Source organism: Streptomyces sp. AMJ-169 (genome assembly GCF_055597585.1).
Genome location: NZ_JBVLTJ010000002.1, coordinates 415,760 through 433,283, shown reverse-complemented (window position 1 = coordinate 433,283; position 17,524 = coordinate 415,760). Strand labels below are relative to the sequence as shown.

General features: G+C 69.5%; 24 protein-coding genes. 14 read left to right on the top strand and 10 right to left on the bottom strand.

The window, feature by feature from the left end; translation table 11 throughout:
- Nucleotides 1–155: 155 nt before the first annotated feature.
- From ACYUD3_RS06575 to ACYUD3_RS06560, 4 genes are all read right to left on the bottom strand, one after another.
- Nucleotides 156–350 carry a hypothetical protein gene (locus ACYUD3_RS06575; RefSeq protein WP_470965074.1) on the bottom strand — a complete coding sequence of 65 codons (195 nt, stop codon included), beginning with the start codon at nucleotides 348–350 and terminating at the stop codon, nucleotides 156–158.
- Between the two features lie 26 nt (nucleotides 351–376).
- Nucleotides 377–1,384: a S1C family serine protease gene (locus ACYUD3_RS06570; protein WP_470965071.1), complete on the bottom strand. Its 1,008-nt coding sequence runs from the start codon at nucleotides 1,382–1,384 to the stop codon at nucleotides 377–379.
- 122 nt (nucleotides 1,385–1,506) lie between these two features.
- The gene (locus tag ACYUD3_RS06565) at nucleotides 1,507–2,532 is read right to left on the bottom strand and encodes a LacI family DNA-binding transcriptional regulator (protein WP_470965068.1); all 1,026 of its coding nucleotides are present in this window, start codon (nucleotides 2,530–2,532) and stop codon (nucleotides 1,507–1,509) included.
- Nucleotides 2,533–2,629: 97 nt separating this feature from the next.
- A complete protein-coding gene (locus ACYUD3_RS06560) occupies nucleotides 2,630–3,418 on the bottom strand; it encodes a response regulator transcription factor (RefSeq protein ID WP_470965065.1) in 789 nt (262 codons plus the stop codon).
- 167 nt (nucleotides 3,419–3,585) lie between these two features.
- Here ACYUD3_RS06560 and ACYUD3_RS06555 point away from each other — a divergent pair, with 167 nt between their 5' ends.
- From ACYUD3_RS06555 to ACYUD3_RS06520, 8 genes are all read left to right on the top strand, one after another.
- Nucleotides 3,586–4,425: an alpha/beta hydrolase family protein gene (locus ACYUD3_RS06555; RefSeq protein WP_470965062.1), complete on the top strand. Its 840-nt coding sequence runs from the start codon at nucleotides 3,586–3,588 to the stop codon at nucleotides 4,423–4,425.
- Nucleotides 4,426–4,475: 50 nt separating this feature from the next.
- Nucleotides 4,476–4,730 (top strand): MoaD/ThiS family protein, encoded by a 255-nt coding sequence (locus ACYUD3_RS06550; RefSeq protein ID WP_470965059.1) that lies wholly within the window; start codon nucleotides 4,476–4,478, stop codon nucleotides 4,728–4,730.
- Nucleotides 4,731–4,737: 7 nt separating this feature from the next.
- The gene (locus ACYUD3_RS06545; protein ID WP_470965056.1) at nucleotides 4,738–5,814 is read left to right on the top strand and encodes a hypothetical protein; all 1,077 of its coding nucleotides are present in this window, start codon (nucleotides 4,738–4,740) and stop codon (nucleotides 5,812–5,814) included.
- 106 nt (nucleotides 5,815–5,920) lie between these two features.
- Nucleotides 5,921–6,655 (top strand): LmeA family phospholipid-binding protein, encoded by a 735-nt coding sequence (locus ACYUD3_RS06540; RefSeq protein WP_470965053.1) that lies wholly within the window; start codon nucleotides 5,921–5,923, stop codon nucleotides 6,653–6,655.
- Between the two features lie 84 nt (nucleotides 6,656–6,739).
- The gene (locus tag ACYUD3_RS06535; RefSeq protein WP_470966049.1) at nucleotides 6,740–6,820 is read left to right on the top strand and encodes a putative leader peptide; all 81 of its coding nucleotides are present in this window, start codon (nucleotides 6,740–6,742) and stop codon (nucleotides 6,818–6,820) included.
- A 125-nt stretch (nucleotides 6,821–6,945) separates the two neighbouring features.
- A complete protein-coding gene (locus tag ACYUD3_RS06530) occupies nucleotides 6,946–7,785 on the top strand; it encodes a sulfurtransferase (protein ID WP_470965050.1) in 840 nt (279 codons plus the stop codon).
- A gap of 36 nt (nucleotides 7,786–7,821) precedes the next feature.
- Complete coding sequence (locus tag ACYUD3_RS06525) at nucleotides 7,822–8,109, top strand: DUF1416 domain-containing protein (protein ID WP_010351646.1); 288 nt, start codon at nucleotides 7,822–7,824, stop codon at nucleotides 8,107–8,109.
- Nucleotides 8,110–8,186: 77 nt separating this feature from the next.
- The gene (locus ACYUD3_RS06520; protein ID WP_470965047.1) at nucleotides 8,187–8,447 is read left to right on the top strand and encodes a DUF3099 domain-containing protein; all 261 of its coding nucleotides are present in this window, start codon (nucleotides 8,187–8,189) and stop codon (nucleotides 8,445–8,447) included.
- Here the strand turns inward: ACYUD3_RS06520 and ACYUD3_RS06515 are convergent.
- Nucleotides 8,441–8,803, bottom strand: coding sequence for a DsrE family protein (locus tag ACYUD3_RS06515; RefSeq protein ID WP_470965044.1), 363 nt, complete (start codon nucleotides 8,801–8,803; stop codon nucleotides 8,441–8,443). The two genes, ACYUD3_RS06520 and ACYUD3_RS06515, sit on opposite strands and share 7 nt — an antisense overlap.
- Nucleotides 8,804–9,012: 209 nt before the next feature.
- On the opposite strand from ACYUD3_RS06515, the gene ACYUD3_RS06510 reads away from it, so the two are divergent.
- From ACYUD3_RS06510 to ACYUD3_RS06500, 3 genes are all read left to right on the top strand, one after another.
- Nucleotides 9,013–9,396, top strand: coding sequence for a hypothetical protein (locus ACYUD3_RS06510; RefSeq protein WP_470965041.1), 384 nt, complete (start codon nucleotides 9,013–9,015; stop codon nucleotides 9,394–9,396).
- A gap of 136 nt (nucleotides 9,397–9,532) precedes the next feature.
- Entirely contained in the window at nucleotides 9,533–10,102 is a 570-nt protein-coding gene (locus ACYUD3_RS06505; protein ID WP_470965038.1) for a hypothetical protein, read from the top strand.
- Between the two features lie 10 nt (nucleotides 10,103–10,112).
- The gene (locus ACYUD3_RS06500) at nucleotides 10,113–11,606 is read left to right on the top strand and encodes a DUF642 domain-containing protein (RefSeq protein WP_470965035.1); all 1,494 of its coding nucleotides are present in this window, start codon (nucleotides 10,113–10,115) and stop codon (nucleotides 11,604–11,606) included.
- On the opposite strand, the gene ACYUD3_RS06495 is transcribed toward ACYUD3_RS06500, so the two are convergent.
- The 5 genes from ACYUD3_RS06495 to ACYUD3_RS06475 all read right to left on the bottom strand — a co-directional run bounded on the left by ACYUD3_RS06495 (nucleotide 11,575) and on the right by ACYUD3_RS06475 (nucleotide 15,387).
- Nucleotides 11,575–12,018, bottom strand: coding sequence for a hypothetical protein (locus ACYUD3_RS06495; RefSeq protein WP_470965033.1), 444 nt, complete (start codon nucleotides 12,016–12,018; stop codon nucleotides 11,575–11,577). The genes ACYUD3_RS06500 and ACYUD3_RS06495 overlap by 32 nt on opposite strands.
- Nucleotides 12,015–13,667: a polyprenyl synthetase family protein gene (locus ACYUD3_RS06490; protein WP_470965030.1), complete on the bottom strand. Its 1,653-nt coding sequence runs from the start codon at nucleotides 13,665–13,667 to the stop codon at nucleotides 12,015–12,017. The genes ACYUD3_RS06495 and ACYUD3_RS06490 overlap by 4 nt, the downstream gene beginning before the upstream one ends.
- Complete coding sequence (locus ACYUD3_RS06485) at nucleotides 13,657–14,715, bottom strand: hypothetical protein (protein ID WP_470965027.1); 1,059 nt, start codon at nucleotides 14,713–14,715, stop codon at nucleotides 13,657–13,659. Before ACYUD3_RS06485 ends, ACYUD3_RS06490 begins: the two co-directional genes overlap by 11 nt.
- Before the next feature lie 64 nt (nucleotides 14,716–14,779).
- Nucleotides 14,780–14,920, bottom strand: a complete 141-nt coding sequence (locus ACYUD3_RS06480) for a hypothetical protein (protein WP_470965024.1) — start codon at nucleotides 14,918–14,920, stop codon at nucleotides 14,780–14,782.
- Nucleotides 14,921–15,009: 89 nt separating this feature from the next.
- Nucleotides 15,010–15,387, bottom strand: coding sequence for a hypothetical protein (locus tag ACYUD3_RS06475; RefSeq protein WP_470965021.1), 378 nt, complete (start codon nucleotides 15,385–15,387; stop codon nucleotides 15,010–15,012).
- 169 nt (nucleotides 15,388–15,556) lie between these two features.
- Here ACYUD3_RS06475 and ACYUD3_RS06470 point away from each other — a divergent pair, with 169 nt between their 5' ends.
- From ACYUD3_RS06470 to ACYUD3_RS06460, 3 genes are all read left to right on the top strand, one after another.
- Complete coding sequence (locus ACYUD3_RS06470) at nucleotides 15,557–16,399, top strand: helix-turn-helix domain-containing protein (RefSeq protein ID WP_470965018.1); 843 nt, start codon at nucleotides 15,557–15,559, stop codon at nucleotides 16,397–16,399.
- Nucleotides 16,381–16,653 carry a DUF397 domain-containing protein gene (locus tag ACYUD3_RS06465; RefSeq protein ID WP_470965015.1) on the top strand — a complete coding sequence of 91 codons (273 nt, stop codon included), beginning with the start codon at nucleotides 16,381–16,383 and terminating at the stop codon, nucleotides 16,651–16,653. The genes ACYUD3_RS06470 and ACYUD3_RS06465 overlap by 19 nt, the downstream gene beginning before the upstream one ends.
- A gap of 145 nt (nucleotides 16,654–16,798) precedes the next feature.
- On the top strand, nucleotides 16,799–17,509 hold the full coding sequence (locus tag ACYUD3_RS06460) for a hypothetical protein (protein ID WP_470965012.1): 711 nt from the start codon (nucleotides 16,799–16,801) through the stop codon (nucleotides 17,507–17,509).
- Nucleotides 17,510–17,524 lie beyond the last annotated feature (15 nt).

Here is a 17,524-nt window from a genome sequence, read left to right as displayed (position 1 = left end):
GCGGTGGATCTCCTACGACTGCCTCAGCGTCGCACGTTTCCGCGCGGGGGCGTAGGGAGGTCCGGGGCGAAAGCAAGTGGCGCAAGCACAAGCGGCGCAAGGCAAGCGGCGCAAGGCAAGCGGCGCAAGGCAAGCGGCGCAAGCGATACGTCGGCTCAGGCCGCGATCGTCGAGATCCGCGTCAGCCGCCTGGTCCGCAGCGCATGCCGTGCCGCTGCCGTCGAGCTGACGGCCACCTCCGGCGCCCGCAGCGGCGGCTGCGGTGCGTGCAGCTGCGCCACGACGGCCAGAGCGAGCGTCACGTCGGCGGCGCCGGCCGCGACCTTCTGGTGCGAGATCTGCTGAATCATGTCGTACCCCTTACTGAACTGATCGGTCAGCTGTCCGAGCCGCCGGCCCGCAGTGTGGCCAGGTCCGCCTTGACGGTGTTGATCGGGATCGCGAAGCCGAGGCCCACGCTGCCCGCGTCCGAGGACCCGGAGGAGCTGGACGAACTCGCCGAGTACATCGCGGAGTTGATGCCGACGACGTTGCCGTTCATGTCGAACATCGCGCCCCCGGAGTTGCCCGGGTTGAGCGAGGCGTCGGTCTGGATCGCCTTGTACGTCGTGGTCGTCGAGCCGGTGTCGCCGTTGAACTGCTGCCCGCCGAAGGAGAACGGCCACCCGCCGCCGCCCTGCTGCTGTTGCTGCTGGCTCTGGCTCTGCCCCTCGTCCGTCGCGACGGTGACGTCCCGGTTGAGGGCGGAGACGATGCCGCTGGTGACCGTGCCGCTCAGCCCCTCGGGCGAGCCGATCGCGACGACCGAGTCACCGACCTGGACGTTCGCCGAGTCACCCAGCGTCGCCGCCTTCAGCCCGGACGCGTTCTCCAGCTTGATCAGCGCGAGGTCCTTCTTGCTGTCGGTGCCGACGGCCTTCGCGGTGTACGTCTTGCCGTCGCTCGTGACGACCTGGATCTGGTTCGCGCCGGAGATCACGTGGTTGTTCGTGACGATCTCGCCGTTGCTGGTGATGATGACGCCGGAGCCGGTCGAGGTGCCGTTGCTGAGGGTCGCCTTGATCTCGACGACGCTCGGGCTGACGGCCGCGACGATCGCCGCGAGGTCGCCCTTCTTGCTGGAGGGCACGACGCTCGTGGTGGTCGCGCTGACCGTCTCGTTCTTGTGCGTCAGCTCCTGTATGCCGTACGCGGTGCCGCCGCCGATGGCCGCCGCGACGATCGCGACCGCCGCGAGGAGGGCCAGCGGGCCGCGCGAGCGCCGCTTGGGGGCGGGCGCGTGGTGCACCGGGTACGTGGGCGGGGCGACCGGCGGGGGCGGCCACTCAGGGTTGGCGGAAGAGGAGTACTCGTACTCGCCGTCGCGGCGGAAGCTCTCGGTCATGTCACAAAGCTTCGCCCCCGACCATGAGAGCTTCCTGAGTGCTCCCTGAGAACGCCGCGAGAAGGTCGTAGGGCTCCGATAAATCCACGTCAGGCAGGGAGCGGGACCCTCTCAGGAAGCTCTCATGCGCAGCCGCACGACCGCCGCGTCACCACCCGCGACGGAAACACCTTCACCCGCTCCCGCCGCGACCCCGCCACCCGCACCCCGTCGTCCAGCACCAGATCCACCGCCGCCCGGGCCATCGCCGACCGGTCGGACGCGACCGTCGTCAGCGGCGGATCCGCCAGCGCCGCCTCCTTGATGTCGTCGAACCCGGCCACCGCCAGCTCCCCCGGCACCTCGATCCGCAGCTCCCGCGCGGCCCGCAGCACACCTATCGCCTGGTCGTCGGTGGAACAGAAAATCGCACGGGGACGACCCTCAGGCCGCGCCAGCACCTCGAGCCCCACCTTGTACGCGTCGTACCGGTTGTACGGCGCCTCGTACAGCAGCCCCTCCGTCGGCAGCCCCGCGTCCTCCATGGCCCGCCGCCACCCGTGCACGTGGTCGGAGACGGGGTCGCCCACGGAAGGCGTGTCGGCGGTGCCGCCCATGCAGGCGACGGACGGATAGCCGTGGTCGAGCAGATGCTTGACGGCGAGGCGCGCGCCGTTGAGGTCGTCCAGGACGACCGCCACGTCGTCGATCGCCTCGGGCCGCTCGTGCAGCAGCACCACCCGCGCGTCCCACGCCTCGATCTCGGCGGCGGCGAGGTCGTTGAGGGCGTGCGAGACGAGGATCAGGCCGGAGACGCGCATCCCGAGGAACGCGCGCAGATAGTGGACCTCGCGTTCGGCGATGTAGTCGGAGTTCCCGACGAGCACCATCTTCCCGCGCTCGGAGGCGGCCTGTTCGACCGCGTGGGCCATCTCCGCGAAGAACGGCTGGCGCGCGTCGGGGACGATCAGGCCTATGAGGTCGGTGCGGCGGGACGCCATCGCCTGGGCGACGCGGTCGGGCCGGTACCCCAGCTCCTTGATGGCGGCGAGGACACGCTCGCGCGTGGCCGGTGCGACCGGCCGGGGTCCGTTGTTGATCACATAGCTGACCACGGCGGTGGAGGTCCCCGCCAGGCGTGCTACGTCGTCCCTCGTCACCTTGGCCACGCGGCGGAGTCTACGCGGATCAACCCTTGGTGGGCAGGGCGAACGGGAGGTGACCACACAGTAACCACAACCCGCGCAAGCCCCGCCCGACCTGGTACTACACCTCGACAGAGGCCTCGGCCGGCGGCAGCGCGGCCGACTCGTCCGCATCCTCCGCCTTTGCGGTGGCCGCGGCGGCCGCCTTGGCCTTCGCGTCGTCGCCGCCCCGCTCGCCCTTCTCAGGGGTAACGAATCGATAACCGACGTTGCGGACGGTCCCGATCAGCGACTCGTGCTCGGGGCCGAGCTTGGCGCGCAGCCGCCGTACGTGGACGTCGACCGTGCGGGTGCCGCCGAAGTAGTCGTAGCCCCAGACCTCTTGCAGCAGCTGGGCGCGGGTGAAGACGCGGCCGGGGTGCTGGGCGAGGTACTTGAGGAGCTCGAACTCCTTGAAGGTGAGGTCGAGGACGCGGCCCTTGAGCTTGGCGCTGTAGGTCGCCTCGTCGACGGAGAGGTCGCCGTTGCGGATCTCCATGGGGGAGTCGTCGTTGACGATCTGCTGGCGGCCCATCGCGAGCCGCAGGCGCGCCTCGACCTCGGCGGGCCCCGCGGTGTCGAGCAGGACGTCGTCGATGCCCCAGTCGGCGGTGACGGCGGCGAGGCCGCCCTCGGTGACGACGAGGACGAGCGGACAGCCGGGGCCCGTGGAGCGCAGCAGCTGGCAGAGGCTGCGGACCTGGGGGAGATCGCGGCGGCCGTCGACGAGGATCACGTCGGCGCCCGGGGTGTCGACCAGCGCGGGGCCTTCGGCCGGCGCGACCCGCACGTTGTGCAGGAGCAGGCCGAGGGCCGGGAGCACCTCCGTGGAGGGCTGGAGGGCGTTGGTCAGGAGCAGCAGAGAACTCATACGGTTCCTCCTCGGTCCCTGCGAGGACATTTGCGGCACTTCAGCATGCTCTTAGAGGTCACGCCGTGTACACCCGCGGTTGGCCGCTTCGTATACAAGGCTTCCGAAAGCACAAAAGGACCCGGGGGCTTCGCTGCCCGAGTCCTCTGTTCAGGAGAATAGCCGACATGAGCGACAGTCCGGCAGGTCATGTGGCACGTTCCACCGTTCGTCCGAATTCTGAGACGGACGGACGGTCACCTATACGGACGTTTCTCCCCACCGCCGATGGGGTGCCGATCGAATCCGTATACGATCCCCCGCCGGTCGTATACGACACCCAGCCGTCCCCCGCCGGACATCCCGCGTTCGTCGTGGCCCACGGTTTCACCGGCGCCGCGGACCGCCCGCACGTGCGCAGGGTGGCGGCGGCGTTGCGTCGATACGGTGCCGTCGTCACGTTCTCCTTTAGGGGCCACGGTTCCTCCGGGGGCCGCTCCACGGTGGGCGACCGGGAGGTGCACGACCTCCAGGCGGCCGTCGGCTGGGCCCGGGAGCTCGGCCACGCGCGCGTGGTGACCGTCGGCTTCTCCATGGGCGGCTCGGTCGTCCTCAGGCACGCCGCCCTGCACCCCGGTGAGACGGACGCCGTCGTCTCCGTCAGCTCGCCCGCGCGCTGGTACTACCGGGGCACCCCGCAGATGCGCCGCGTCCACTGGCTGGTGCTGCGCCCCGAGGGCCGCCTGGTCGGCCGGTACGGGTTCGGGACCCGGATCGAGCGCCGGGGCTGGGACCCCGAGCCGATCCCCCCGGTGCGGGCGGTGGCGTCGATCGCGCCGACACCCTTGCTGATCGTGCACGGCGACCAGGACGGCTACTTCCCCCTCGACCACCCCCGCTCCCTGGCCGAAGCCGCAGGTGGGCACGGGGAACTGTGGCTGGAGCCGGGCATGGGCCACGCCGAGCACGCGGCCAGCGACGAGCTGCTGGCGAGGATCGCGGAGTGGAGTGTCGTACGGGCGGGCTAGCCTTTGAGGCACTGATTGCCCGCCCATTGCCTGATCGCCGAGAGGGACGGATGCCGAAGGTCACGGTCCGCTACTGGGCCGCCGCGAAGGCCGCCGCAGGGGTCGCCGAGGAGCCGTACGACGCGGTGACGCTCGCCGGCGCCCTGGCAGCCGTGCGCGACCGGCACCCCGGGGAGCTGACGCGCGTCCTGGAGCGCTGCTCCTTCCTGGTCGACGGCGACCCCGTCGGCACGCGCGCGCATGAGACGGTACGGCTGGCCGAGGGCGCCGCGGTCGAGGTGCTCCCGCCGTTCGCAGGAGGATGACGCACCGATGACCGACCAGCCGTACCAGCCCTACCAGCAGCCCTACGGCCAGCAGCAGTGGCCGGGCCAGCAGCCGTACGACGACCAGCACGCCCAGCAGTGGCAGGGGCAGACCTGGGACACGACGGTCCAGCCGGCGTACCCGGCGCCGGTCGCGCCGTCGGTCGAGGAGACCGCGTACCTGCCCCCGCAGCCGCCCCAGCCGCAGTACGACAACCCGTACGCGTACGCGGCCCCCGTCGCCGCGCCCCCGGCGCCCCCCGTCCAGGAAGCTCCAGCAGCCCCGGAACCCGGCTTCGGTCCCGCCACCCTCGCCGGCAACGCGCGGATCAAGGACAACCAGCGCGCCCGTCTGGAGGGCCGCTCGCCCATCATCGAGCCCGGTATGCAGCCCGCCGCCCTGACGGCTCTCCTGGGCCTCCTGCTGGCCTTCACGGCGCCGCTGGGCTCCCTCGGGGTCCTGCTCCCCCTCGTCGTCCTCCAGGGCGTCACAGCGGCCGGCTGGTTCCGGCTGAACGGGATGTGGCCGGCCCGCCAGGGCATCGCGCTCGCGTTCCTCGGCGCGCTCGTCTCCGACCTCGTCCTGCTGATCGCGGGCCGCTCGAACACCCCGGCCGCCGTTCTCGGCACCCTCGGGGTGTGGGTCCTGCTCTGCCTGGTCCTCCAGCTGCGCTCGCACGCCGACCCGGACGAGCGCATGGCGGGCCTGATGGCGACGATCACGTCGGCCGCCCTGGCGATCGTCGCGGCCGGCTACCTGGGCGCGAGCGGGGACGCGGTCTCCGTAGGGGCCGCCGCCGTGGCCGCCGCGATCCTCGCGCGCGCGTTGCCGCTGCCGACGCCCGCCTCTGTGGTCGTCTCCCTGCTGGCCGCCGCCGGTGCGGGGATCGCCGTGGGGCAGCTGACGGACATGGGCGGGCAAGGGGCGCTCCTGGGCGCGGGCGCGGGGATCTGCGCGTTGGTCGGGCACCGCGCGGCGAGCTACGACTACCCGTCGCGGTTCGTCCACTTCACGGCCGGGGTCGCGCTGCCGCTGTCCCTGGCGGCGCCTGTCGTGTACGTCCTGGGGCGCGCGCTGGCGTGAACTCCCGCGCGCGCGTGGGCTTTGTCACGGGTGATCGACAGTCCCTTAGGGAGGCTTGCCCCCAGGGTTACGGTGAGTGCACTTGAACCCTGGGGGGAACCACCGTATGCGCGCGCTTCGCACACTCCTGATCCTCGTCATCGTCCTGGGCGGGCTCTTCGTGGCCGCCGACCGCCTGGCCGTGCACTTCGCGGAGGGCGAGGCGGCGGACCGGCTGAAGTCGGCGGAGGGCCTGTCCGAGACCCCGGACGTGTCCATCAAGGGCTTCCCGTTCCTGACCCAGGTGGCGGGCAAGAAGCTGGACGACATCGAGGTCGGCATCAAGGGGTACGACGCCGCCGCCGACAGCACCGGCAAGAAGATCCGTATCGACGACCTCAAGGCGTCCATGAAGGGCGTCTCGTTCGACGGGACCAGCTTCAGCTCGGCGACCGCCGCGTCGGCGACGGGGACGGGGAGTATCAGTTACTCGGAGCTGTTGAAGGCGGCGAAGTCGGAGCCGACGCAAGTCCTGCCGGGCGTCACCGCTGATGTGGTGGGCCTCTCCGACGGGGGCAACGGCAAGCTCAAGGTCGCGGTGAAGGTGAACATCCCCGGGGCGTCGGACGAGTTGTCTGTGCTGTCGACCATCTCCGTCCAAGGCGACACCGTTCGCGTGCACGCCGACTCGCTGCCGAGCTTCGGTGGGCTGACAGTGGCCGAGGACAAGGTCCGCGCGATCACCGACTTCGAGCAGAAGATCGCCGATCTGCCGGGCGGGATACAGCTGGACAGTGTCGTTCCCGCGAAGGACGGTGTGGAGATCACGGTGAAGGGGACGAACATCAAGTTGGTCGGGTGAGCACGTCTCACTATCCGGACCCTTGCGTCTCGCAATCTGGCCTCCCGGTGACAGGGTGCCCGATCCGTCCCTACGATCGACCCCATGAAGCGACAGGCGGACCTCACGAAGCGGCGGGCAGTGGACCTGTGCCGCGTCGCCGCCATGCTCTGTAACGCTTTCTGACCCCCGCCGGCCCCTTTTTCCCGGGCCCCGGCGCGCCGCTCTCGCATGCTGAGACAGCCTGCCCGCCGCGCGCACCTCCCTCACTTCGCACACCCCCGCCGCAACTGCCCCGGAGGAGAACGAGCATGAGCCGCAGCGACGTCCTGGTGACCGCTGACTGGGTCCAGGACAACCTGGACAACCCCGAGATCGCGATCGTCGAGGTCGACGAGGACACGACCGCGTACGAGAAGAACCACATCCGTAACGCGATCCGCATCGACTGGACCAAGGACCTCCAGGACCCGGTCCGCCGTGACTTCGTCGACCAGGAGGGCTTCGAGAAGCTGCTGTCGGCCAAGGGCATCGGCAACGACACCCTGGTCGTCCTGTACGGCGGCAACAACAACTGGTTCGCGTCGTACGCCTACTGGTACTTCAAGCTGTACGGGCACGAGAACGTCAAGCTGCTCGACGGTGGCCGCAAGAAGTGGGAGCTGGACGCGCGCGAGCTGGTCGAGGAGGTCCCGGTGCGGACCGCCACCGACTACAAGGCGAAGGCGCAGGACACCTCGATCCGCGCGTTCCGTGACGACGTCGTGGCCGCGATTGGCGCGCAGAACCTCGTCGACGTCCGCTCGCCCGACGAGTTCTCCGGCAAGCTGCTCGCCCCCGCGCACCTCCCGCAGGAGCAGTCCCAGCGCCCGGGTCACGTGCCCAGCGCCCGCAACATCCCGTGGTCGAAGAACGCCAACGACGACGGCACCTTCAAGTCGGACGACGAGCTGAAGGAGCTGTACGCCGACGAGCAGGTCGACCTGGCCAAGGACACCATCGCGTACTGCCGTATCGGCGAGCGCTCGGCGCTGACGTGGTTCGTGCTGCACGAGCTGCTGGGCGTCGAGAACGTCAAGAACTACGACGGTTCCTGGACCGAGTACGGCAGCCTGGTCGGCGTTCCGATCGAGCTGGGCGCCAACAAGTAAGCGTTTTTCGAGACCGACGACCTCTGGAGTATGACCATGTGTGGAGCGAAGGCCGGCGGACCGGACGCCTCGACGATCAAGCCCGGTGAGACGACGATCCAGGGCCAGGTGACGCGTGACGGCGAGCCGGTGACCGGGTACGTCCGCCTCCTCGACTCGACCGGCGAGTTCACGGCGGAGGTCCCCACCTCGGCCACGGGCCAGTTCCGTTTCTACGCGGCCGAGGGCACCTGGACCGTCCGCGCCCTCGTCCCCGGCGCCACCGCCGACCGCACGGTCGTCGCCCAGCAGGGCGGCCTCGCGGAGGTCGCGATCGCGGTCTGAGGGACCTCGTGGAAGGGGCCGCGTCCGGGAGCACCGGGCGCGGCCCCTTTCCGCTGCTCCGGGCCTACGCTGGAACCATGTACGCACGTCGGCGGCACGTGTACTTCGCCATGATGGGCACCTGCATCGGCCTGTTCGTCCTGGCCTGGGGAGTCGTACGCATCTGGTCGGTCCCGGCGGCGGTGGCCATGTGCATGGTCGCGATGGTGATCCCCCCGCTGGCGGCGATCGTCGCGAACCGCCGGGGCCCGGAGGACCGCTGGTGGGACGATCCGTCCGGCGACCCCAAGTCCGACGAGTGGTGGGACGAGCTGGACGGCAAGAAGCGCCGTCAGTAGACCAGCGCCTGCGTCTCCTCCCCCAGTGCCTCTTGGACGAAGAGCTGGGCGCCCGCGATGCGGATTCCCTTGATGACGTCCTTCTCGGTGATGTCCCGGCGGGCCGCGCACTGGGTACAGAGAGTTACCTTGCCGGTGGCAAGGACCGCCTCCAGGAGGTCGGGGAGGGGGGCCGCGTGCGGCAGTTCGAATTCCGCCGCCTTTCCCGGGAGCGCGAACCACGCCGACTCGCCGGTCAGCCACAGCGAGACGTCGACGCCGCTCGCGACCGCGACGGAGGCCACCGTGAAGGCCTGGGAGCAGCGTTCGGGGGCGTCAACACCCGCGGTCACCTTGATCACTAGCTTCTTGGGCATGCCGTGAAGCGTAGTCCGCACCCGGACGGCCCTGTCCGAACACCGTGATTCCGGCGCGCGAACACGCGTTCTGGCAGGTCATCGCGGTCCCGCCGATTCGCGGTCACGCACCGTGACTTCTGCACGTGCGAGCCGACTATGCCCGTGCCAATCTGACGACGGCGCACTCGCGCCTCTCTCAGTCCCACGCATTCGCGAGGAGCACACCCATGCCTGAGACCGTCGACTTCTTCTCCCCCACCCCGGCGTCCCCCACCGAAGTCGCGCAGAAGCAGCACGTGCTGCTGACCGCCGAGAACGTCACCGGCCACATCTCCTTCATCGCGAGGGGAACCGCGGTGGCCACGCTCAAGACGTTCGACAACGAGCCGATCCCGGGCCAGGAGATCGAGTTCTACTTCGACGGTTCGTCCGAACCGATCGGCACCGGCGTCACCGACGCCAGCGGGCGCGCCAAGTGCGAGAGCGGTTCGCAGATCGGCAAGCCGCTCAACATCCTCTCCGGCCTGTCCCAGGGCTACATGGCCCGCTACAACGGCAGCAAGCAGTACCTGCCGGCCGAGGCGCACGCGGCCGTCGGCATCGGCCTCTGACGGCCCAAGTGCCAAGGATCGGGCTGTAGTTGACCGTTCCCGCCTCCGGTGCCGCGCGCGCTGCCCTGATGTACGGCACGGCACCGGAGGCGGGACGGGTCCCCCCCACACCCAACTCCCCACCCCAAGGAGTGCAATGAAGCGCACCGTCGCCCTCGCCGTCCCCACCCTCCTCGCCCTCACCCTCCCGGTCCTCCCGGCGCCCGCGGCCTCCGCCGCCTCCGTCGCCGCCGACCGGATCGTCGAGGACGGCACGTTCCCCAAGCCCAATGTCCCCCCGAACAAGATCACGGTCGTCAACGCCGGCGAGGACGTGATGGGGGCGTGGACGGTCACCTCCGGCCGGGTCGCGGTGTACAGCGCGAACGTGGCGCAGTCCCCGTACCAGGCGGTGGACCTGCTGGGCTCGATCAGCCAGGACATCACCGTCCCGAAGGGCGAGACGATCGAGATCGTCTGGCAGGAGAACCGCAACACGCACCCCTCGTGCACCAACCCGCAGCCCTACAGCGCCCAAGTGCTGGACGAGGGGCGGCCGGTGGCCTCGGGCCGGTACGAACCGATCGGCGGCGGGTTCGTCCCGGTCGATCAGCCGCTGAGGTTCCTCGCCAAGACGGACCTGTACACGCTCAAGTTCACCGGCCGTAACGAACTCAACTGCGGCCCGCTGATCACCCGTGTCACGGGCAACGTGGTCGAGTCCTGAGGCGGGCGGCATGACGACGAAGATCGAGAACCCCTGCTTCAGCAAGCCCGACGTCGGCGCCGCGCCCAAGGCGGTGACGGTGACCGTCAAAACCCCGGGCAAGATCCCCGACTGGACCGTCACCCAGGGCGCCGTGCAGGTCGTCGCGCTGAAGGAGCCGGACCGGCCCGACCACAACGGGACCACGCAGGCGCTGCGGCTGAAGAGCGCCGACATGGACGACGTCGGGTGGATCAAGCAGGACATCAGTACGACGCCGGGCAAGAAGGTCACGGTCAGCTGGTACGAGTCCACGGACATCACCCTCGCCAAGCGCACGAAGACCAATGAGCAGAGTTACCAGCTCAGGGTCGGTCCGGTGGCCGGGAGCCGGGACCCGTTGGTGGCGAAGTTCAACCCGCCCGACGACGTGCCGGGACCGCACTGGGCGCAGCGGACCTTCGAGTTCACCGCGCAGAACGGCACCACCACCCTGGAGTTCCGCGCGCTGACCGAGGGCTCGCAGGCCCCGCTGATCACGGATCTCGCGGTCGACGAGGAGGGTACGCCTCCGGGCCCGACCCCGGTGACCGGGAAACCGGACCTGTACGCCACGGCGGTCGGCAGCCCCGTCACCGTCCAGGCCGGCACCCAGACCGCCCTCAAGTTCAAGGTCGGCAACCGCAAGGACGACCCCGCGCAGGGCGACAAGGTCACTGTCACGCTGACCCAGCAGCCCCCGATGGCCAAGGGCGCGAAGCCGGTCACCGTCACCCTCTCCGGGGAGATCACCTCCAAGGGCGGCCCGGTGGCAGGTGAGTTGAGCGTGGACATCGCGCCGGACACCGCCCCCGGCACCTACACGGTCACCGGAGTCGTCTGCTATCCGGACGACAAGACCCAAGTGGGCACGCTGAGTTGGCAGGTCGTGGTGACGGCGGCGCCGACTCCCGTGCCGACGCCGGTAGTTGACGTCGACGCGAGCAAACTGGAGATCTTCCAGATCACCAACGACCCGACGGCCGCCGAGTCGATGTTCAAGGGTCCCGTCCACGACGCCACCAAGGAGCCCTGGACCAGGGCCGAGCCCGGCACGGAGTCGCTGCTGTGTGTGGGGATGGGGGACTGGGACAAGGACGAGGACATCGTCGGCCTGCCCCAGCGGTTCGTCGCGCCGCACGGCTTCATCTTCACCGGGGTCGCGCGGTTCGGGTACTTCGGTGCGGTCGAGGGCTGGCAGTTCGTGCCCAAGGACAAGCTGACGTTCCGCTTCGAGGACAGCTCGCAGACCGTGCTGCTGGTGACCGGCTCGGAGACGGGACACATCCAGGTCCCGAAGATCAACCTGGACGACATGGGCAAGCTGAAGTTCCTCGGCTACGGGTTCCAGGTCCGCGCCAATGACGACGCCACTCCGGGCCCGTGCGACCCGCCAGGGATGGCGACGCTGGGCCCGGACGGCAGCGGCCGGAAGAAGGAGATCCCGCTCGTGGCTACGGTGCTGAGTCCGAAGTCGGCGAAGTAGCCGCAGCGGCAGCCGCTTCCGAGGCGGCGGTGGCGGCCTTCGACAAGAAGGCCGCCACCGGTCCGGCAGGACCGGCCGCTGAGGTGATCGCGCCGACCACCACGTCCTGGTACAGGTAGAACCCGCCCTCCACCGGCGCCGGTTCGCCCTCTCCGCTCCCGTCGTCGAGCAAGAAGTCCTCCCACTCCATCAGGTCGAAGAAGAACTGCCCGGCCTTGTACACCGGCCAGGGCGCGAGCGATTCGACCAGTCCCTGCGCCCGGTCGGCGTCGGAGGCCCGGACCTCCGCCCCCTGCCGGGCCAGCGCCAACAGCCCAGTACGTGTAAGGGAGTTGACCCGTCCAAGCACACCGAGCAGCAACTGGTCCTGCGCGGAAGCGGAGTTGTCGGACTCAGATGATGTCTCGTTCACAGTGGCCTCGTAGTCACATAGTGGGCGATCTGCCGCAGCACGGCCTTGCCCTCGTTCTCCGGGACGATGTCCAGGTCGCTCTCGAACCGTGAAATCCCCTCGGCCGCGAGCCGGTCCGCGAGGTCGACGGCGTAGTCGATCGACCCGTGGGCCCGCATCGCGGCCAGCAGGGTGTCGGCGTCCTGCTGGGTCTTGTCGGTCCGCCGCTTGGCGAGGATCGCGGCGAGGCGGACGCGTTCGGCGGGGTCGGTGATGCTGCGGAAGAGGTGGATCAGCATGACCGTCCGCTTGCCCTCAAGGAGGTCGCCCAGGGACTCCTTGCCGTAAACGGCTTCCTCGCCCACCAAGTTGAGGATGTCGTCCTGCATCTGGAACGCGATGCCGATGAGGCGGAACGCTTCGTCGAAGCGGTCGAGGACGCGCGGGTCGGTGACGCCCGCGCAGACCGCGCCGATGCGGCACGGGCTCATGCAGGTGTACCAGCCGGTCTTCTTGGTGCTCATCGTGAAGTACGCCTCGTCGGCGGCCGGCACGAAGTTGCCCTGGATCCAGCCGAGTTCGATGGCCTGGCCCTCGATGCTCTCCCGGCACATGTGCAGGGTCTCCTGGATCAGCCCGAGGGTGCGGGCGAGGCCCAGGGTTTCGAGGTTGGACAGGACGGCGTCGACGGCGAGGAGGTTGAGGCCGTCGCCGACGTTGAGGGCGAGGCCGAGGCCGAACTCCTCGTGCAGGGTGGGCAGTCCGCGCCGGTGGGTGGACTCGTCGGCGATGTCGTCGTGGACGAGGAAGCCGTTGTGGAACAGCTCCAGCGCCGCCGCCGCGCGGACCGCCTCCTGCGGCCGGCCGCCGAACGCGCGGCACGCGGCCATGGTGAGCGTGGGCCGCAGCCCCTTGCCCCGGCGCGCGGGGTACAGGCGCATGAGGTCGTACAGCTCGGGGCGGGGTTCGCGGTCCGGGATGAGGCGGTTCATCTCCTCCTCGGTGCGGTCCCGGCAGCGCTGCATGGTGGTCATCAAGTCGGCGTCCAGGACGCCGGGTTCGTCCCACCAGGGGGTGCCCGCGTGGCCGTCCCACAGGAGGCGGGGGCGGGCCACGACCGTGCTGTCGCCGACGCCGTCGAGTTCCTGGGGGCGGCGGTTGGAGAGGTGGTCGAGGGCGCGCCAGCCGGTGTCCTCGGCGGCGGCGGGTGCGGCCGGGCGGTCGTGGGGCTCGCCCCAGAGGCGGGGGGCGCGTTCGCGGTAGTCGCGCCACAGGCTCTGGATGAAGCGCAGCCCGGCCGCGCGCTGGGACAGGAGCTGGAACGCGCGCCAGACGGCGAGGACTTGTTCGCGTTCGCCGCGAACGTCCAGGCTTTCGGGGAGGACTTCGTCGGCGGGCGCGCACTGGCGGTCGAACAGGAGGTTCATCGCGCGGTCGTCGAAGCGGACCTCGACGTCATACGGGCCGTCGTTCCCCGGGCTCACCAACAGTCGGCTGTGGCGGACCGTGAGGGTGGCGGCGCTGGTGTCGTGGAAGCCCAACCCCAGGCGGATTCCGGAGAGTTGGTCGGCGGCCGCGGCGACGATCGCGGGGGCGCGCTCGGACAGGGCGGTGACGGTGTCGGCGAGGAGGGCGGCGCCGGTCGCTTCAGTACGCACCTCAGTACTCACCGGCTCCTCCCGCGAACTCGACGATGCCCTCGGAGTGGAAGCCCACCGGACGGCCCGATACGACGCCCTCGACGAAGAAGGGGCCCAGCGTCTCGTGGACGCTGAAGGGGGCCCGGCCGCGTTCGCACGGGTTGGCGATGCGGGCGGAGGTGGCCGCGTCGAAGTCGAGGACGAGCCGGTCGTCGCCCATCCGCGCGGTGATCACAAGTCGCCGTGGAACCTGGGCCATTGGCGGGGTACCCAGTGTCTCGGCGAGCGGCGGGACCAAGACCACCTGGTCGCGTTCCAGCACGTCATGTACGGCGACTTGCAGCGCGCGGCGCGGGAAGTGGCGGACCAGGCGGCCTGAGCGCCACAGCATCACCGAACCGGTCATGGTGTCGCCCGGGGTGCGCGGCTGGATGAGGGTGAAGACGATGGCCGCGGGCGGCGGCGCGGACGGGTCGCCGGACGGGTCGGGCGTCGGGTCGTTGGCGAACCCGAAGACCCAGCCGCCGAGTTCGGGCCAGCTCCAGCGGCCCCTCACCCGTTCGTGGTAACCGATCAGGTCTACGTCGGTCCAGTCGCCGCCCGGCGAGTGCACTCGCCCGCCGCCGAGCACGCCCGGCTCGGACTGCCAGCGCAGGAATTCCTCCCGGCGCGGCCCGAACACCGCGCACTGGGAGGTGCAGGGACGGCTGGTGCGGCGCAAGTCCAGCTCGATCGAAGGGGAGTTGGCGTCGGTGGCGCCGACGGTGAAGGCGCCGGGCACGCCATAGGGGTGCCCGGCGCGGAAGGCGGACCAGGGGAGTTGGGGTTGACGCGCGTTGAACTGGCTCGAAGACCAGCCCAGTTCGCGGTCATAGACCAAGAGGATCGCCATCCGGTGCGGGTCGGGTTCGGGGCCGAGCACCGACAGGTTGGCGATGACCGCGTGACCGGGCGTGCGGGACAGGAACGCGTAGTGCAGCCAGCGGCGTTCGAGGTCTTCGCGCAGCGGTACGTCAGGGAACGGACCCGGCGGGCCGAGGGGACGGACGGCGGTCCGGGGGAGAGGGGAAGCCAGCACCCGGGGAGGCTACATGCAGTGGTCACATGCCTACCGTGCGTGCATATATCTGATGGCTTCAGGTTTACGCCGGTATCGGCAGGGCGTGGGCCGCCGTCGCGGCCAGTACGGCGATCAGGGTCGCCACGCTCAGGGCGGTGAGGACGGTCGCCCAAAAGGCTTCACTGAAGCAGGGGTTGCGGGGGCGGGGAGGGTACGGCGGCATCGGCGGGTACGCCGGGGGCGACTTGACAACGGGCGGGGGACATGCCCACGTCGGGTCGACGCGCTCGATCTGCTCGGGGTTCGGTGGCCTCACTCCGGGTGCGCCTGCTTCAGGTGCCGCCGCAGCAGGACGTTCGCGTCGGTCTCGGCGCTGTAGTCGTGCTCCTCCCGCGCGCTCTTCCTCAGCAGTGCCAGTTCCACGCACCGCTCGCACTCCGGGACCGGGATCGGTGGTGGCAGTGGTGTATAAGCGTGCTCCAACTTCGGCTCCTTCCACGTGAGTTCGTTGCGCGCCTTCAGGCTCGCGCTCAGCCGTTCCTTGTCCGTCGGGGCCCGCAGCACGCTCGGGTCGGCCTGCCACTCGATCCCGCCGCCGAGCGGGCGGAGCATCGCGTATCTCCCGAACTTCGCCTGGAACTCGCCGACCTTGTTGACCGCCGGGTCGTAGAACAGATTTCCCGGTTTCATATGTTTTCGGTCCTTTCACCCAACCTCTGTACGGAATGCGGCAGTTGCACTACTCTGCGTATTCCTGGGTAGTAAGAGGATGACGCAGGGGCGGGCCGCTGTGGAGCCCGGACAGACCCATACGCATCACTCAGGGGCCATGAGCAGCAGTACAGGGAGGGCGGAAGGGATGCCTGCCAGGAGCACGATCACGGGACTCAGCGGGAGGCCGGCCGAACGGTTCGCGCAGGAGCTGAAGATCCTGCGCATCAAGGCCGAGCTCTCGTTAAGGAAGCTGGCGAAGGCGCTGGGCTGGCACATGTCGGTGCTCAGCAGGATGGAGAGCGGGCTCAGCCTCGGGGGACCGGAGGTTGTGCAGGCGCTCGACACGTTCTACAGCACCGGCAACAAGCTGCTGACGCTCTGGGAGTTGGCGGTCAGCGACAAGGCCCAGTTCAAGGCGGAGTTCCGGCCATACATGGAGCTGGAGGAGCGGGCGATCGCGCTGTGGGAGTACTCGCCGATCACGCCACCGGGTCTGCTCCAGACTTCCGGGTACGCGCGGGAGGCGCTGGCGGCGGGCGGCTACGCCGGGGAAGAGCTGGAGCAGCAGATCGAGGCGCGCATAGGGCGTCAGCGGCTGGTGTTCGGGGAGGGTTCGCCGCCGTTCCGGGTGATCATCTCGGAGGCGGTGTTGCGCAATCCGCTGAGTGATCTCCGGGAGTGGCGCGAGCAGTTGAAGTTCCTGGTGGAGGCGGCGGACCACCCCAACATCAGCATTCAGGTGCTGCCGTACGGCACGGGTCTGCATCCGTTGGTGAACACCGACATGATGTTCCTGAGGACGTCGGAGGACGAGGTTGTGGCCTACGCGGAGAACGACGTACAGAGTGAACTCATCGTAGAAAAGGGCAGGGTTGAGTCGCTTAACGGCGCCTATGATGCCGTACGTGACCTGGCTTGGAATCCGGCCGAGTCGCGAACGTTCATCTTGCGGATGCTGGAGGAAGTGCCGTGCGATCCATCGACCTGAGCAGCGTCTCGTGGCGGAAGAGCAGTCACAGCAACAATGCTGGCGGCGAGTGCCTCGAAGTGTCCGACGACCTGCTGAGCGCGGCGGAGTGGCGCAAGAGCAGCTACAGCAACACGACTGGCGGCAACTGCCTGGAAGTCTCCGACAGCATCCCCTCCGTCGTCCCCGTTCGTGACAGCAAGGATCCCTCCCTTGGGGCGCTGCTCTTCAGTGCTGGGTCTTGGGGGGCGTTCGTCGGGGCGGTCAAGCTGTAACTGTTCGGGCTCGGGCTGGGGTTCGGGTTCGGGCTGGGGCTGGGGCTGGGGCTCGGGCTCGGGTGTACAACCATCGTCCCTCCCCGTGAGTCTCCTGTGAGGCGTGCACGATCATGTGCGCGCCTCACATTCTTTATTGGGGGACGTGTTGGAGCGGCGGGGGCGTACGGGGCTTCTGGTGGGTGTGGCCGGGGTGTTGGGGGTGGTAGGGGGTGCGTGCACCGGGTACTTGATCCAGGCGGAGCGTCCGCCGAGTGCTCTGCCGCCGTTGTCGCAGGGGGTGGTGGAGCGGGTGAAGGGGGGTGCGGCGGAGCCGTTGTCCGCGGCTGAGGATCGGCGGGTGAAGGTGGATGGGGATTTGCGGGAGCTGTTGTTGAAGCGGCCTGCGGGAGCGGCTGCGGTTCCCTTGGTGACGGCCGACGGCTGGCTCGACCTCGCGGAGTACTCGGCGCGGTACACCGCCCCGGCCCGCACCTTCGGCGACCTCGCGGAGAGCGGGTTCCGGAGGGTGGCGGGGGCGGCCTGGAAGTCGGGAGACCAGACGACCGAGATCTTCCTGGTCCAGTTCAACCAAGGGGAGCTGCTGGAGGCGTCCGGGCAGGCCGCCAACGGCAAGTACTGGGCCGAGGACCAGTCCGACACCCGTAGCTGGCACATCCCCGGGACCGGGGAGGAGAACGGGATGGCGTACGTCCACGACACCCCGTTCGTGAAGCCCGGGTTCTTCCCGCTGTACTCGGCGGAGGCGCATGCGTGGCGGGGGGATCTGTACGTCGAGGTCTGGGTGCATGACAGTGAGCCGATCTCCAAGGGGACGATATTGAGCCTGGCTGAGCGGCAGTTGGGGGAGCTGTGAGGGGGGATTCGGGGG